Here is a 14,385-nt window from a genome sequence, read left to right on the forward strand (position 1 = left end):
AATTCATCGGGGCCGCTGTAAACATGCACCAGTTTCTGTTTCGGACAGGGGATCTCAAGCAGGCTATAGCCGCTGCTGGTCATTTCCCCCATGCGCGAGCCGACCAAAATCACAAGATCGCTGTCCTTGATGAATTCGGCCAGCTTCGGATTGATGCCAATACCAACATCGCCAATGAAGTGGCTGTGCGTGTTGGGGATATAGTCCTGACAACGGAAGCTTGTCGCGATCGGGATATTGTTACGAAGTGCAAACGATTTAAGGTTTTCAGTCGCTTCGCGGGTCCAGCCGCCACCCCCGACGATCATGACGGGCTTTGCCGATTTTGAAAGCGCTTCGCGGAAACGCGCGACGTCTTCGGGCGCTGTTTTGGCCTCAACCGGGACATAGGGTTTGGCGTCAGCGACATCAGCACTTGAAGACAGCATGTCTTCGGGAAGCGCCAGCACCACCGGGCCGGGGCGACCGGATGTCGCGATGTGATAGGCGTGGCTGATATATTCCGGGATGCGGTTGATGTCATCGATCTGCCCGACCCATTTGGCGAGCGGTTCGAACATCTTGCGGTAATCGACTTCCTGAAATGCTTCGCGATCGACCATGTCCCGACCGATCTGGCCGACAAGAAGGATCATCGGCGTGCTGTCCTGATGGGCAACATGAACACCCGCCGACGCGTTGGTTGCCCCCGGTCCACGGGTGACCATGCAGATGCCCGGTTTGTTGGTCAGCTTGCCATAGGCCTCGGCCATGATGGCAGCCCCGCCTTCCTGACGGCAGATGATCGGATCGATGTCCGGATGATCGACAAGGCCATCAAGCACGGCAAGATAGCTCTCGCCCGGGACAAGAAAAACGCGTTCGGCCCCGTGCAGGGCCAGTTGATCGACCAGAATGCGTCCGCCGTGGCGCGTTTCTGTTTTCCCGGACATGTTTTAAGAACTCCGTTGCGTGGGGCAAAGTGGGCTTTTTGGCTTATCGGTTTGCCATCTGGTGATGGCGTAATGGCGATTTCATCATGGAAAACGGGCAAAGGTAAAGACGTCTGATCGGCAAAACAGTGGAAAATCCGACGATATGTGGAGCGGTTCTAAAACCCCTGCGCTTTTGCCAGAAAATGGCAGAGCATTATGCTGCAGTGCGGCCCATTCGCAGTGAATTCCTGGCGACTTAGAAGTACCTTTCGGCCACACGTACGATGTCGCCGGGCATCACGATGGTGGCGAGCGTCGCCGGGATGACGACGCGTGATGCGTCATGTCCGCGCAGAATTTCGATGTCATCCTCATCCCCGCGATAGGTCAGCCCGCCGCCGACCGCGATGGCATTAAGCACATTCATGCCCGGTACATAGTCATACGACCCCGGTTGATTGACCTCGCCCAAGATGAAAAACGGGCGGAAGGCGATGATTTCGACCGCGATATCGGGATGGCGCAAATAACCATCGAGATAGGCATCATGGATTTTCTGGCGTGCCTGGTCCGGGGTGAGATTGCGTACCTCAATTGGCCCGATCAGTGCCAAATTAAGCCGGCCCATGGCATCGACCTTGAACTCGCCCGACAGATCCGGTTCGCCAAACACCGTAACCCGCACCGTATCACCACTATCCATGACGTAGATGGTCTGGGCCTGCGTGCCGGGCGTGCTCAACAGGGTCAGGGTGAAGATGATCAGCGCCAAAAGGTAACGGGGTGATAAGCCGGATATCTGGTTTATCAGGATCATTTACATCTCCAGCTTGAGGCGGATGTTGCTTTGCAGGCGGTCATAATCCTCGCCTGCGCTGTTTGAGGTGCGCTGGTCATAGGCAAGGCCGCCTTCGATTTCGGCAAAGCGATTAAGCGCGTATCGCAGGCCAAAGCCAAGGCGATGGGTGCGATCACGCCGCGTGGTCTGTTGGTAGTTTTCAGAGCTGTAGGCTGCGTTAAGCGAAACCGTGAGCCCGCGACGCAATTCATGGGAAATGCCGGATCCGACTTCAAAAGCCAGAATGCCACTGGCGCCGGTTTGCGTCGTTTCATGAACGGTGCGCGCAGCATTGAAGGTGATGTTGGTCAGACGGGTAATCGACCAGTCGAAATCACCGCGGAGCGTGTAATCGGCGATGTTGCCAAAGGCCGGGTCGGCGTAACTTTGGTTCATCCAGCCTGCTGCCAGGTCAGCCGTGATCAGATCGGTCAGATCAAGGCGGATGCCGCCCAGCAGCTGATAGCCCGAAGAATCACGAATGCGGCCGTCATCGTCGGGGATGCGGTCATATTGCCGCTGGTTGAACGAGACTTCGCCATAGGCTTCGCGTTTCGGATCAAGCGGGAGCAGAACGCGCAATGTCTCGCGCATCTCAAGGCGATCGCGATCATCATTTCGGATGCGCGATCCGTTGCGCGCGGTGCTGTCATCAAAGGCCAGCCGACGCAGGGAAAACTGTGATTCGTAATGCAGGCCATCGCTGACATGACGTGCGCCGACTAGGGTGCTGATGTCGTCATAAATCACCGGTTCGGTGGCACTGGTTGGGACATCGTTGCTGCCGCGCGGATCGTGGGCGCGTTTTACTTCAATCCCGGCCTCAAGCGATGTCGCGCCGAGATCAAGGCTGCTTGCCACACTCAGTTCAAGGTCCTGATAGTCGTCACTTGAGGAGTCGGCAAAAAAGCCCAGCTCGCCGCGTGCTGAAAGATGCAGGTGAAATACCCGCCAGTCACCCTGCAGGGTCAGACGCGGGGCAAGTGTCGTGATGACATCACTGGTCGGGTTGGTGTCGCTTTGAAAGATGTTGCTGTCATAGCGTGTGCCGGTCGCAAGCGTTGGTGAGAGTAGAAGTCGTCCCAGACGAAAGCCGCTGACATCATCAGGGTTTTCCATTGCGCGGGCGGTGGCAGGGGGGCTGGCACATAAAAGTGCGACACTGATGGGCAGTAAGTGTTTGCGCATCAGGTCAGCCGCCGCGCGCAACGAATACAGGGCTTTGGCCCGTGGCAGAAACGTTGCCCCGACCGGAGCTGCGCCAGCATCTTGAACGGCAGAGCAAGCGTTCGAAGCAGAATGACGGCATCAAACGCAAGGCTTTGTCGGCGAATATAATCCAGATCGCAGGCGGTGCGGGCACTCAAGTGATCGGCGTTGCATACCGGGCCGCGCCAGCCCCTGATTTGTGCCAGTCCCGTCATGCCGGGTTTGACCGCCAAACGGTCGGCATAATCGGGGATGCGGGCGGCAAAGCGGCAATGATCAGCAAGACTGTGCGGGCGCGGCCCGACCAGCGCCATGTCACCGCGCAGCACATTGATAAATTGTGGCAATTCATCAAGCCCGGTCATACGCAGGAACAGGGTGAAGCGGTTGGCATGACGCAGAGCATGGGGGGCGAGATCACGCGTGCCTTGATCCTGCAGGGTGCGGAACTTGAAAATGGTGAAGATCCGGCCATCTTGGCCAACGCGCTTTTGGGTGAAAACCGGATTGGAAAAGCCAAAGCTGGCCAGCAAAAACGCGATCAGGATCATCATCGGTAAAAGCACCAGCAGACCGATACCTGCCAGCAAACAATCACACAGGCGTCTGACACATCCGTCATGGGCGGAAATCGACCGGTGAATGGTCGGTCGCGGTTCTGGTGTGTCTGTATCCCCAATCAACCCGGCTGCCTCACCCCAACAGTTAAGACCCTGATATTTCTTAACTCAGGGTAGAGAGATTGGTGGCGTTTTCAAGTTTTTATGGCGTGGGTCTTTGGTCGGATGGGGGGATTTAAACCTGAAATTACAGCGCGTTAGCGCAAGGACGGAATGCTTGAAAGCACGGTTTTCATCAATTGCGGCTGCCGGTTCACACCGGTTTTCGAGAAGATGGTCTTAAGATACGTGCGCGCCGAGGAATGCGAAATGCCGACCAGTTCTGCGGCCTGATCAAGTGCCAGACCTTCGGCCAGTTTCTGGGTCAGTTTGGCCTCGGACCGGGTCAGGCCAAACAGATCCATCAGATCGTCAATCGCGGGTGCGCGCTGCTGGGCCGGGTCGACCAGAATGATCATGAAGCTTTGTTTGCCATCGGCCTTTTTGGGCACGCGCCGGATCAGAAGCGAGAGCTTTTCACCATCGCGTTCCAGCGAGAAGCTCTGATGGCTGCGCGGCACGGTTTTGCCCGGCGGTGTCAGGAAACCTGCCAATCCTTCGGGGGTGGGATCAATGATCAGCCGTCCCTGGGATCCGGATTTCACAAGCGAAGATCGACGTAGCACGTCGGCCCCTTGCGAGTTGAGATGCAGGATATTGAGGTTTTCATCCACCGCAATCACGCCGAGTTCAAACAGATCAAGGAACTCGGTTGGCAGGGTATCTTCGCTTTGGCCAAGGCGGCTTTTGATTTCCGTATCAATGTCATCAAGCATCGTCTCAAGCAGGGTCGGCTTGGGATAGAAGCGAAACACACCCAGCTCATTAACCGCAAGCAGGGCTGATTGCAGATCGGCATAACCCGTCAGCATCAGGATCAAAAGATCCTTGCGGGCTGTGCGCAATTCGGCGGCCAGTTCAAGGCCGGTCATGCCGGGCATGTGGATATCCAGAATGACCGCCGAAATATCCGCATCGGCGATGATCGCATCGCGCGCGGCAATCGGGTCATTAAGAAAGACGCCCTCCCAGTCCGGACGCAGGCGGCCGAAATTGCGGCGATGGGACGACAGAAGGTTTTCGTCATCATCAACAAATGCAATCCGCACCGTCTTTTTGGCCGTCATCAAAAGCGCCCTCCACAAATGGGGATGTTGGAGAAAGGTAGTCTGACACTAATCTCCGAACCATCAAAGCCTTGCTGTTTGTATAGCACGCATTTCAGCAGGGCTGTTCGAGAAGTTTGTCGCGGTTATCCGCGTTCCGGAGATGTCCATTGATGGATCAGGTTGAAAAACAGCGCCCCGTCATTCTGATGGTCGATGATGATGAAAAGCTGCTGGCTGCGGTGCGTCGCACCCTGTCGGGCTGCTTTGAATTCGTCACCCATACAGACGGGCAGGCAGCGCTTGACTGGCTGGCGGAAAACCGTGACCGGACCGATCTGATTATTTCTGATCTGGTGATGCCGGCCCTTGATGGCATTTCCTTCCTGAAACAATCGGCCCGCATGGCGCCGAGCATTCATCGCGTGCTTTTGTCGGGTAACGTTTCAAGCCTGTCGCTGCGTGAAGCGATCAATCAGGCGATGGTGACACGCGTTCTGGCCAAACCGGTTTCGGTGGCAGCGCTTAAAGAGGCGATTGAACGCATCCTGAATGCGGAAGCAGCCGTCAAAAAAACCGTTGCCGGTCCGTCGGCCGTGATGGTCAACAACGCAATTGATCGTGCGGATTTCCATACCGTTCTGCAGCCACGTTTTCGTGCCAGCGACCTTGGCCTGTGCGGGGCAGAGGTTCTGTGTCGCATGCCGACCCTTGAAAAGGAATTTGGCATCGATGAAATCATCGAATCCTGTCAGGACAATCCGGTGATCAACCGTCTTGGCAGCCAGTTGATGGCGCTGATGGTTGATCAGGCTCCGCGTTACAGTGCGCTTTTGGGCGATGAGGCCAATCTGGCGGTTAATCTTTCTGCCTTTTCGCTCAAGACGCCGCAGTTCTTTGAGCTGATCATTCGTTTCTACGAAAAGATGCGCATGCGCGGTGTAAAGGTGTCGTTTGAAATTCCCGAGCGCCAACTGGTTCCCAATGATCTTGAGATGCTGGCCAATGCGGCCCGGCTGCGCGAACGCGCTATTCCGCTGGTGATTGATGATTTCGGGTCGGGCAACAATTCACTCGATCTTCTGCGCCAGGAAGTGTTTGCCGGCATCAAGCTTGATCGCGATCTGGTGCGCGGCACCATGACAGACTTCCTTGATGACGCCTTTGTCGAATGGATCGCCAAGGTCTGCTCGAAACTGGGTCTGTCGGTTTCGGCCAAGGGCATTGAAAGCGCCAAGGTTGCGGAAAAGCTGCAGGTTTACGGGATTACCGAACTGCAGGGCTTCCATCTTGGCGCGCCGATCCCGCTTGAACAATGGGAAGAAACCGCAGGCATGTCTCTGCTTGCTTCCGGCTAGAAAATATCAATCAAAATTCCGGTCGCAGGCATTGAGAAAACACTTGCCCGTGACCACTGTCTATATGCATGTGATGGAGCATGAAAACGATGATGAATAACGCACTTAAATTGATCGCGGTGGTGATCGCCCTGGTTGGTTTTTATACCGCGCCGGCGATGGCGGGCGGTACGCTTTCTATGACCAATGCCAAGGGTGAAACCGTTCGTGTTTCAATGAAGGAACTGATGGATCTGCAGGCCACCGAGATTAATACCTCGACCCAGTGGACCGACGGCGTTCAGAAGTTCCGCGGTGTTGCCTTTGACCTGCTGTTTGACACCTATGGTCTGGAAGCCGACACCGTGCGTGTCTCGGCACTGAACGACTATAACGTGATGGTTCCGGCCGACGTCCTGCGCAATGACGGTGCCATTCTGGCCTATCAGCTTAACGATGCCGAGATGTCGGTGCGTGAAAAGGGACCGTTCTGGGTGATCTTCCCGTATGACGCGGATGAACGGTTCAATACCGATACCTATTGGGCCTATTCCGTCTGGCAGGTAAAGTCTGTCGATGCAGCGAATTAAGTCATTCTTCTTCAAGACGACCGGCAGGGCCATGTTTGTCGCATTGGCCCTGTTTGTCGTGCTTTATGGCGTTCTTTCCACAGCCATCGTTCGTCAGCTTGACGATGAGCGCTTCATCTATCGCGAAAACTTCGTCTGGGCGGTGTTTCAGGTGCAGCGGCAGTTTCTTGTCGTGCAGCGCGATATCGAAGCCGCTTTCGGGCGGGTCGGTCTTGGTGATGGCGTGGTTGATGACATTCTGCTGGAATACGAAATTCTGGTCAGCCGTGTGATCCTTCTGCGTGAAGGAGAAGGCTTCAAGGTGCTGTTTACCGTGCCTGAAGTCGCCGAAACGATCGAAGCACTGGAGGCCCGGATCGCCGAGATCGACACGGCACTTGCGGCGATCACCGACCCGGAAGAAAAGCTGACCGAACTTTATCGCCTGCTTGAACCTCTGAACGAGGACCTGCAACAGGCGGTTGTTCGGACGACCAACTTTGTGTCGGTCTATAACGCCAACAATATCTCGGTCGTGAAGACCGATATCCAGATGCTGTCCTATCTGTTCTTTATCGGTGTGATTGTCATGGCGGCTCTTGGCGGCTTCATGATCCGTCAGCGTCAGAAGATTTTTGCGTCCGATATCGCCGCCCAAAAGGCGCGTCAGGAACAGGAAGTCATCGAAGAAGCCGCCGATTACGCCAAAATGCATGCCCTTGGGACATTGGCGGGCGGCGTTGCGCATGAAATCAATACACCGGCGCAATATATCCAGAACAACCTTGAATTCCTGTCTGACAGCTTTGCTGATCTGGTTGGTGCAATTGACCGCACGAACCCGAAAGAACCGGCAAAGCTTAATCTTGATAACGACAAGATCGATTTCATCAGCGAAGAAGTGCCGATGGCAATCGATGAAAGCATTCAGGGCCTGAACCGCATTGCCGAGATTGTGCGCGGAATTCGCAAATTTGCCCATCCGACGACCGATGCGGTGGAGCTGATTTCAATTACTGAGGAAATTGATACGGCCGTCACCTTGACCCGCAACCAGGTCAAGCATATTGCGGATCTGGAAGTGTCGATGCAATCGGACGTCACCGAAGTCAGCGGGCGCAGGAACCACCTGTCGCAGGCGCTGATCAACCTGATCGTCAATGCATCCCAGGCCATCCGCGAAAGCGGCCAGCGCCGGGGCAATATTGATCTTCTGGTGACGTCAGATGAAGACAATGTCTATATCCGTCTGCGCGACAATGGTGGCGGGGTACCAGCAGAAATCCACGAACGTATTTTCGATTACTTCTTTACCACCAAGGAACGCGGTGTCGGCACGGGGCAGGGGCTTCCGATCTGTCGCAAGCTTATTCAGGATGATTTCAACGGCGATCTGACCTTGTCGGCGGATTATACCGAGGGGGCGGAGTTTGTTATTCGCCTGCCCAAGCCCGACGCCAATGCGATGGCCGATACCAATGCGGATTTCCTTGAAGGGCCAAGCGATCTCAACAGCCTGTTGAGATAATCCAATCACAGTAAGATTCTGATCTGACGATGCAGACGGAGTGTACTATCACGCGGTCTGCATCATGCCTTGACGCCGGACGGGTTCAAGCGGGACGTGGCCGTCAAAGCAGCTTTGTTCCCAGACTGGCCAGTCGGATGCAGCACCGCATTTGGTGATATAGCCGCTTGCCAGATCGTATTTCTTCGCCCGGATCGCACCGTCAACGCCGGCCTTGCGTGCGAAATGTTGCGCGGCGTAAACGATCAAAAGGCTTTGGGAAATGGCCGTTGGTGCCGATTCCGGACGATGATGAAAGGCGATGTTCTCAATAATCTGATGGGGGAAACCCCAGCAAGTGCAAAGACATGCCGACACGGCCGGATGGGCAAAGCCTAACTCGCTGATTTCAGCTGAAATGATGTCACAGTTGTCTGTATCTGCACGATGGCGGCTGGCTGCGTGCTTTTCCGGCAAGACATGGGCCATGATGATTCCACCGATATGGCACAGAAGTGCGGATGCACGGACCTGATCAACCGCATCGGGTGCCAGACTGCGCAGCCGTGCGATATTGGCGGCCATCTGCCCAAGAACAAGTGGTCGATGCAGCTTGACGCCAATCTGTTCACCGTCAAACCGGTGGGGTTGGCCGAGTTCGCACCACAAGACACACAGTGCCTTGATGGTTTCGATGCCGAGAACTTTCAGAAGCTTGATGAAGTCCGGGGTACTGTTGGCGGGCACCAGTTCTTCGCGCTGGGCAAGTTCATGCGCAAGTGCGGTCAGGGCCGGGTGATCATTGGCAAAATCGTTAAGTTCGGCATGGCTGCTGGGGCCGCTGAACTGCAAAATGGTGTGCAGGCGGCGAAATGTTGCCGGCCACATCAGATCGGTGGGTACCTGTGACAGCAGATCGACAAGTAATGGATCGCGCAGATACCGGTTCATGATCAGGCCGCGCTCCGCGGCGTGGATGATGTCGTTATCGGTGCAGGGTTTGGCAAGAAAATGATGGGTTGCCGCCGCACCATTCAGAATGGCGGTTTCATCGGCATAGCCAGATAGCAGAATGCGCGATGTTTGCGGCCAGCGCTTGGCAACGATACGAAGGAACTCCGCCCCGTCCATGGACGGCATGCGCATGTCGGAAATCACAACATCGGCAGGTTGTTCTTCCAGACCGACAAGTGCCTGTTCGGCGCTCTCATAGAAACGCAGCGTCCATTTCGGCCGCTTTGAAAGCATGCGCCGCCGCAAACCTCGCAGGACATTGAGGTCATCATCGACAAATATGATCGAGGCGTTATTGGGCATGTGTTTTTTCAGTAACTATGCGATCGCAGCCGACAGACTGGCCGCATCACAGGGCTTGCTGAGCACAAAGGTTGCGCCAACCGATTTGGCTTCTGCGTTGACTTTGGCGTCATAGAAGCCGGTCAGCATGATCTTGCGTGTGCCCTCGATATTCTTGATCTCGCGGCGCTGGAGCTCATAGAGCATCTCGATACCCGACATGCCCGGCATCATGTAATCCATGATCACCACGTCATAGGGGGTTTGTTTGCGACCGGCCTGGGCCAGCATCTGCAGCGCGATTTCACCATTTTCGGCAACATCGATCTGGGTGGCACCGGCACTGCGCAGGACGCGGCGGACAGAAAAGCGAACTTCGATACTGTCATCGACCAGCAGGAAACGCTTTTCGGCGTTGGTCTTGCCAAATGCGTTGTCGCCTTTGCAGCGGCGCATACCATCTGCAATTTCGATATCATTCTGACTGTTTCTGGGCGCTGCGATATTCATGGTTCAGTACCGATATGTTCTGTGAATAGGTGGACTTGTTGCCTTGGTTGTATTTCTAGTCTTTTCCAGCGATTTCAATATCCCCATTTGGGGACACAAATAAAAACGGGCTGCAAAAAGTTGCAGCCCGTTTCAGATGTTCGAGATTTTGGTGTGGGGATCAGAATTCACGACCGATTTTATGGTCGATTGAAAACTTGCCACCACCCTGGATAAGGGTCGCCAGCGCAAGCAGACCCCACATCAGCGGCGTTTCAAAACCACCATTAATCCAGAAATAGCCAGCCGGGATGTGGGTCAAAACGGCGACTGTCATGAAGACAAGAACCGCAGCAGCCACCGGACGGGTCAGAAGCCCGACGGTCAGCAGCAAGCCGCCAAAGAATTCAAGCAGGCCGATCGCAAGCGCAAACAGCAGGCCCGGTGCAAAGCCGATGCTTTCAAGCCAGCCAGCAGTGCCTTCAAGACCATAGCCGCCAAAGGCGCCAAACAGTTTCTGTGCACCATGCGGCACCATAAGAAGGCCGGTCGCCACACGGACGATAACAGGCGAAAGCGGTTTAAGGGCCGACCAAACATTGCCAAGGGCCGGGATGATCGGACGGGTCTGGGTGGTTTCAAGGGTATTCATGACAGTTCTCCTGGTCATGGGGCACGCGGGTTTCGCGTTTTATGCCGCCATATCAAATAAAAGCGCTTCGGCATTGTCGGCATCGGCAAAGACAATCTCGTCTTCATCCTTGATCGCCACACCGTCACCGGCATTAAGGGTCTCGCCGTTCAGCGTTACGGTGCCGCGTGCAACCTGCACCCAGGCAACCCGGCCTTTTGCGATTTTGTGGTTTGCTGTTTCGCCGCCATTGAGATGGGCGACATAAAGATCGACATTCTGATGAATGGTGATCGAGTCTTCACGACCATCGCGGCTGCCAATCAGGGTCAGGCCGGAACCGGTATCGCGGCGTGCGATTTCCTTTTCCTCATAGCCCGGCTTAAGACCGGCGGCTTCGGGGATGATCCAGATCTGCAGGAAGTGCACCGGATCGGATTTCGAATGGTTGTATTCGGAATGACGGATGCCGGTGCCTGCGGTCATGCGCTGCAGACGCCCCGGACGGATCACTGATCCGTTGCCGATGCTGTCCTTGTGTTCAAGTGCACCATCAAGAACATAGGAAATGATCTCCATATCCTTGTGGCCATGGGTGTCGAACCCGGCACCGGGAATGACGCGGTCTTCGTTAATCACGCGCAGCGGGCCCCAGCCCATGCGGTTCGGATCGTAATAATGACCGAACGAAAAGGTATGGTTGGAATCAAGCCAGCCAAACTGGGCGCGACCGCGGGTATCTGCATCTACTTTGATAAGCATTGTCTACCTCCACGAGGTTTGTCTGTTCCGTTGTTGAAAGCAGAATACCTTTTTCCACTAAGGATACAATTCACCCAATTATCGCCACTGTGTTTCGAAATAAGAAACAATAGAGCCCGGGGCGGTAGGGGTTGGTGCACTCGGTCTATGGGGCAAACGCACAGTATTTTGAGCGTTGCGGCGATCCAGATGGTTGCGTGCTGCGTATGACAAACTACGCTCTTAAGTCAGCAAAGATGGTGACTGGCATGACAGATTTCGAGATGCCGACACTGATGATGGTGTCCCATGGCAATAGTGGTAATGGCGGCGACCCGGCAGGTGATCTTGCCCGGAAGGTCGCGCCTGACTGGAATGGGCCGCTCAGCCATGGTTACATGCGAAGCCAGCCTGCGCTTGCCGATCAGCTTGAGATGCTCAAGGCGTCGGGCGCTGCGGATCGTTTGATTGTCTTTCCACTCTTCTTTAGCGAGGGCTATCTGGTCTTCGAAGAACTTCCTGACATCCTGCATCAGGCGGGCTTGAGTGATAGTGTCATCCTGCCGCCTGCGATCAATCTGCCCGGGTTTGGTGAAATGATCGCGGCACGTGTGCGGGCGAGTGCAACCCGACGCGGCTGGGATTTGACCGAGACGTCTGTCTTTCTTGTGCCGCATGGTTTGAAAACCCTGATGCAGGCACTTCCTGAAACTGTACGACTGGCAGATCGGTTGAGCCGTCTCTGTGTCGGGGCCGAAGTCTGTATTGGCAACATCGAAGGTTCGCCGTCGCTTACCGACTGGCGCGATATCGGATCCCACCGTCAGGCGATCATTGTGCCGATGCTGGCCGGTGGCGGCACGCATGCGCGTGAAGATCTGCCCGAAATGCTTGACGCCAAGGATGGCGAAAGGGTCGAAGTACTGCCGCCCATCGGACAGTGGCCGGAATTGCCGGAACTGGTTCTGGCGGAAGCCGAACGTCATGTTGCGCGCTTTGGCGGCATGGCCGTACCCCTTGGCCCGACGGGGCAGGACTTGTGGGCCGAACGGGTTCAGCGATCTGCCTGAATGTTGGGGATCAGCCCAGCACCGGCTTGAAGCGGGTTTCGGCTGATTTGCGCAACAGATAATCCCGGAACAGGCGCGCGGCACTGGTCAGGTTGGCATCGCCTTCGTGCGCAATCAGCAACTGGCGTTTTGCCCAGTCATCGGCAATCGGGGCGCCGGCAATATTCATATGGCCGAGATACCCCGCGACCGAGCTTTTGCGCAAAAAGCCGATACCAAGTCCAGCGGCAATCATTTGCCGCAAAGAACCAAAACGCACCACGCGGATATGTGGGTGCATGTCGAGTTTCATCTTGGCCGCGGCTTCGGAAATCAGATCGTCGATCACCCCGCCTTCAAACAGCGAGATGATGTCGTATTTCGCGGCCTCGGAAAACTTCACCGGTTTGGGATTGTCGGCATTGGGGATCAGTGGGTGGCCTTTTGGCGTCACGACCCAGATCGGATCATCACAAAACACATCATGGGCCAGACTGCCAAGCGGGCTGTTATCGGCCAGAATGGCAAGATCAGCACGGCCTTCGCGCACGGCCTCAGCGCTTTCACGCGATGTCAGTTCGCGGACATCGACCGAGATGTGGGGAAAGTCGCGTTCAAAATCGGCCAGAAATTTCGGAAGGCCGGTCAGGATCGCCGAGGTAACAGCCGCAAGATAGATCTTGCCCTTTTCCCCGGCGTTGAAATCGCGCAATTCGTTGGAAAGATGGTTCAAATCGCCCAGAAGCTTTTCGCCATAACGGGCAAAGATCGCGCCTTCTTCGGTCGGTTCGACCCCGCGTGGCAGGCGGCGCAGCAGTTTGACACCCAGCATGGCTTCAAGTTCGCCGATGCGGCGCGAAACGGCCGAGGTCGCGATATGTTCGCGCCGGGCGGCTTCATTGATGCTTCCGGCGCGCACGATGGCGACAAAAAGCCGAATGGTGACGATGTCAAACTTTTGCATGGAACCGTTGTCGGTGGTTCAACCCGAAGCGTCAAGGGCTTTGCATCTGCGATGTCGTGCAGATCGTTGCAAATGACAGAGCCAGGGGAAATTAACCCTGAACCTGACGCATCGCCTTGTTCCAGTCGGCAGTCAGTTCTGCGTGGTTTTTCGCCTGGGATGCCTTCATGATGACTGCAACCTGCAGGGCCTGAACAAAGGCCGTGAACCAGCCGATGCGGACTTCGCGTTCGATGCTGGTGGCGTCTTTATAAGCAATCGTGGTCATGGCTTTGATCCTTGTAGATCGTCTGTGTCTAAGGTGATTTCAGATATACCCAGAGCTCGGCGTGACGACTATTCTCGTTTCACCGCCATCCCGTTCTTGTTTGGAGAACGGTATAGTCAATACATTGATTTTACGTTGTTATTCCATGTTGCGCTGCGCAATAAAGACGCGAGTTCGGACGGTTTGGCGTTTGTTTGACCGGTATTTACGCCGGGTGATACGCGCGACTCAACGCGGTTTTCGGGTGGGGCATCTTTCTGCTATAGCTTGGGAAATACTTGATCACAGGGTGGTTTGATAATGACCGGTTCGAACGATAATCTTGCCTATGAACAGGCCCATGGCAGTGGTCTTCAGGATCATCTGGGTTACCGGCTGGTGGAGTGGGCCGAAGACCATGCGGTGGTCGAACTTGATGTGCAAAACCATCACTGCAACCGGGCCGGTATCCTGCATGGCGGGGTTCTGACCACCCTGATGGATACGGCGTCGGGCTATGCGGTGTGTTTCTGCCCTGTTCAGGGGAATGTGCGCAGGTCCCTGACCCTGTCGCTGACCACCAATTTCCTTGGTATGGCAAAAGAGGGCCTTGTGCGCGTCGTAGCCCGCAAGCAGGGCGGGGGCCGCAAGGTGGTGTTTACCGAGGCCGTTGCCTATGACCAAGCGGGCAATGTGATCGGCACCTCAACAGGCACGTTCAAATATCATCGGGGCAGTGATGATCCGGACGGGGTGCCGCGTGACGCCTGAATTTCAGGGCATGTTACCAATGAAAAAGGGACGCAACCGATGGGCTGCGTCCCTTTGT

The 14,385-nt window shown here is 55.5% G+C and carries 16 protein-coding genes; 5 read left to right on the plus strand and 11 right to left on the minus strand.

Translation table 11 applies throughout. From position 1 onward, the window contains the following. The 5 genes from CMO10_RS18840 to CMO10_RS18860 form a co-directional block, all read right to left on the minus strand. The coding region (locus tag CMO10_RS18840) for a thiamine pyrophosphate-binding protein (protein WP_297024875.1) at positions 1 to 932 on the minus strand (932 nt) is incomplete at its 3' end. 238 nt (positions 933 to 1,170) lie between these two features. Then, positions 1,171 to 1,731, minus strand: a complete 561-nt coding sequence (locus tag CMO10_RS18845; protein WP_297024877.1) for a polysaccharide biosynthesis/export family protein — start codon at positions 1,729 to 1,731, stop codon at positions 1,171 to 1,173. After that, entirely contained in the window at positions 1,732 to 2,940 is a 1,209-nt protein-coding gene (locus CMO10_RS18850) for an outer membrane beta-barrel protein (protein WP_297024879.1), read from the minus strand. Next, complete coding sequence (locus CMO10_RS18855; RefSeq protein WP_297024881.1) at positions 2,940 to 3,644, minus strand: sugar transferase; 705 nt, start codon at positions 3,642 to 3,644, stop codon at positions 2,940 to 2,942. The genes CMO10_RS18850 and CMO10_RS18855 overlap by 1 nt, the downstream gene beginning before the upstream one ends. A gap of 134 nt (positions 3,645 to 3,778) precedes the next feature. Further along, the gene (locus CMO10_RS18860; RefSeq protein WP_297024883.1) at positions 3,779 to 4,747 is read right to left on the minus strand and encodes a DNA-binding response regulator; all 969 of its coding nucleotides are present in this window, start codon (positions 4,745 to 4,747) and stop codon (positions 3,779 to 3,781) included. 152 nt (positions 4,748 to 4,899) lie between these two features. Between CMO10_RS18860 and CMO10_RS18865 the strand changes: the two genes are divergently transcribed. The 3 genes from CMO10_RS18865 (at position 4,900) to CMO10_RS18875 (ending at position 8,160) form a co-directional block, all read left to right on the plus strand. After that, complete coding sequence (locus tag CMO10_RS18865) at positions 4,900 to 6,084, plus strand: EAL domain-containing response regulator (protein WP_297024885.1); 1,185 nt, start codon at positions 4,900 to 4,902, stop codon at positions 6,082 to 6,084. Positions 6,085 to 6,173: 89 nt separating this feature from the next. Then, positions 6,174 to 6,653 (plus strand): putative pterin-binding protein, encoded by a 480-nt coding sequence (locus CMO10_RS18870; protein ID WP_297024886.1) that lies wholly within the window; start codon positions 6,174 to 6,176, stop codon positions 6,651 to 6,653. Next, positions 6,640 to 8,160, plus strand: a complete 1,521-nt coding sequence (locus tag CMO10_RS18875; protein ID WP_297024888.1) for a sensor histidine kinase — start codon at positions 6,640 to 6,642, stop codon at positions 8,158 to 8,160. Before CMO10_RS18870 ends, CMO10_RS18875 begins: the two co-directional genes overlap by 14 nt. A gap of 48 nt (positions 8,161 to 8,208) precedes the next feature. On the opposite strand, the gene CMO10_RS18880 is transcribed toward CMO10_RS18875, so the two are convergent. The 4 genes from CMO10_RS18880 to CMO10_RS18895 all read right to left on the minus strand — a co-directional run bounded on the left by CMO10_RS18880 (position 8,209) and on the right by CMO10_RS18895 (position 11,317). Beyond that, positions 8,209 to 9,456 (minus strand): response regulator, encoded by a 1,248-nt coding sequence (locus CMO10_RS18880; protein ID WP_297024890.1) that lies wholly within the window; start codon positions 9,454 to 9,456, stop codon positions 8,209 to 8,211. Between the two features lie 15 nt (positions 9,457 to 9,471). Further along, on the minus strand, positions 9,472 to 9,945 hold the full coding sequence (locus tag CMO10_RS18885) for a response regulator (protein ID WP_297024891.1): 474 nt from the start codon (positions 9,943 to 9,945) through the stop codon (positions 9,472 to 9,474). Positions 9,946 to 10,105: 160 nt separating this feature from the next. Beyond that, positions 10,106 to 10,576 carry a DoxX family protein gene (locus tag CMO10_RS18890; protein ID WP_297024893.1) on the minus strand — a complete coding sequence of 157 codons (471 nt, stop codon included), beginning with the start codon at positions 10,574 to 10,576 and terminating at the stop codon, positions 10,106 to 10,108. A 39-nt stretch (positions 10,577 to 10,615) separates the two neighbouring features. Further along, on the minus strand, positions 10,616 to 11,317 hold the full coding sequence (locus CMO10_RS18895; protein WP_297024895.1) for a pirin family protein: 702 nt from the start codon (positions 11,315 to 11,317) through the stop codon (positions 10,616 to 10,618). Between the two features lie 248 nt (positions 11,318 to 11,565). On the opposite strand from CMO10_RS18895, the gene CMO10_RS18900 reads away from it, so the two are divergent. Continuing rightward, entirely contained in the window at positions 11,566 to 12,366 is an 801-nt protein-coding gene (locus tag CMO10_RS18900) for a CbiX/SirB N-terminal domain-containing protein (protein ID WP_297024898.1), read from the plus strand. A 10-nt stretch (positions 12,367 to 12,376) separates the two neighbouring features. Here CMO10_RS18900 and CMO10_RS18905 read toward each other — a convergent pair whose 3' ends face one another. Beyond that, a complete protein-coding gene (locus CMO10_RS18905; protein WP_297024900.1) occupies positions 12,377 to 13,309 on the minus strand; it encodes a LysR family transcriptional regulator in 933 nt (310 codons plus the stop codon). Between the two features lie 91 nt (positions 13,310 to 13,400). Next, a complete protein-coding gene (locus CMO10_RS18910; protein ID WP_297024902.1) occupies positions 13,401 to 13,577 on the minus strand; it encodes a hypothetical protein in 177 nt (58 codons plus the stop codon). A 300-nt stretch (positions 13,578 to 13,877) separates the two neighbouring features. On the opposite strand from CMO10_RS18910, the gene CMO10_RS18915 reads away from it, so the two are divergent. Further along, entirely contained in the window at positions 13,878 to 14,327 is a 450-nt protein-coding gene (locus CMO10_RS18915; protein WP_297024904.1) for a PaaI family thioesterase, read from the plus strand. Positions 14,328 to 14,385: the final 58 nt, after the last annotated feature.

The organism is Thalassospira sp., from assembly GCF_002709775.1.
Classification (GTDB): domain Bacteria; phylum Pseudomonadota; class Alphaproteobacteria; order Rhodospirillales; family Thalassospiraceae; genus Thalassospira.

What these genes read in the sequence shown, in the direction of transcription:
- CMO10_RS18845 (WP_297024877.1), bottom strand. Translation starts at nt 1,731, where the DNA reads ATGATCCTGATAAACCAGATATCCGGCTTATCACCCCGTTACCTTTTG.
- CMO10_RS18850 (WP_297024879.1), bottom strand. Translation starts at nt 2,940, where the DNA reads ATGCGCAAACACTTACTGCCCATCAGTGTCGCACTTTTATGTGCCAGC.
- CMO10_RS18860 (WP_297024883.1), bottom strand. Translation starts at nt 4,747, where the DNA reads ATGACGGCCAAAAAGACGGTGCGGATTGCATTTGTTGATGATGACGAA.
- CMO10_RS18865 (WP_297024885.1), top strand. Translation starts at nt 4,900, where the DNA reads ATGGATCAGGTTGAAAAACAGCGCCCCGTCATTCTGATGGTCGATGAT.
- CMO10_RS18870 (WP_297024886.1), top strand. Translation starts at nt 6,174, where the DNA reads ATGATGAATAACGCACTTAAATTGATCGCGGTGGTGATCGCCCTGGTT.
- CMO10_RS18875 (WP_297024888.1), top strand. Translation starts at nt 6,640, where the DNA reads ATGCAGCGAATTAAGTCATTCTTCTTCAAGACGACCGGCAGGGCCATG.
- CMO10_RS18880 (WP_297024890.1), bottom strand. Translation starts at nt 9,456, where the DNA reads ATGCCCAATAACGCCTCGATCATATTTGTCGATGATGACCTCAATGTC.
- CMO10_RS18885 (WP_297024891.1), bottom strand. Translation starts at nt 9,945, where the DNA reads ATGAATATCGCAGCGCCCAGAAACAGTCAGAATGATATCGAAATTGCA.
- CMO10_RS18890 (WP_297024893.1), bottom strand. Translation starts at nt 10,576, where the DNA reads ATGAATACCCTTGAAACCACCCAGACCCGTCCGATCATCCCGGCCCTT.
- CMO10_RS18895 (WP_297024895.1), bottom strand. Translation starts at nt 11,317, where the DNA reads ATGCTTATCAAAGTAGATGCAGATACCCGCGGTCGCGCCCAGTTTGGC.
- CMO10_RS18900 (WP_297024898.1), top strand. Translation starts at nt 11,566, where the DNA reads ATGACAGATTTCGAGATGCCGACACTGATGATGGTGTCCCATGGCAAT.
- CMO10_RS18905 (WP_297024900.1), bottom strand. Translation starts at nt 13,309, where the DNA reads ATGCAAAAGTTTGACATCGTCACCATTCGGCTTTTTGTCGCCATCGTG.
- CMO10_RS18910 (WP_297024902.1), bottom strand. Translation starts at nt 13,577, where the DNA reads ATGACCACGATTGCTTATAAAGACGCCACCAGCATCGAACGCGAAGTC.
- CMO10_RS18915 (WP_297024904.1), top strand. Translation starts at nt 13,878, where the DNA reads ATGACCGGTTCGAACGATAATCTTGCCTATGAACAGGCCCATGGCAGT.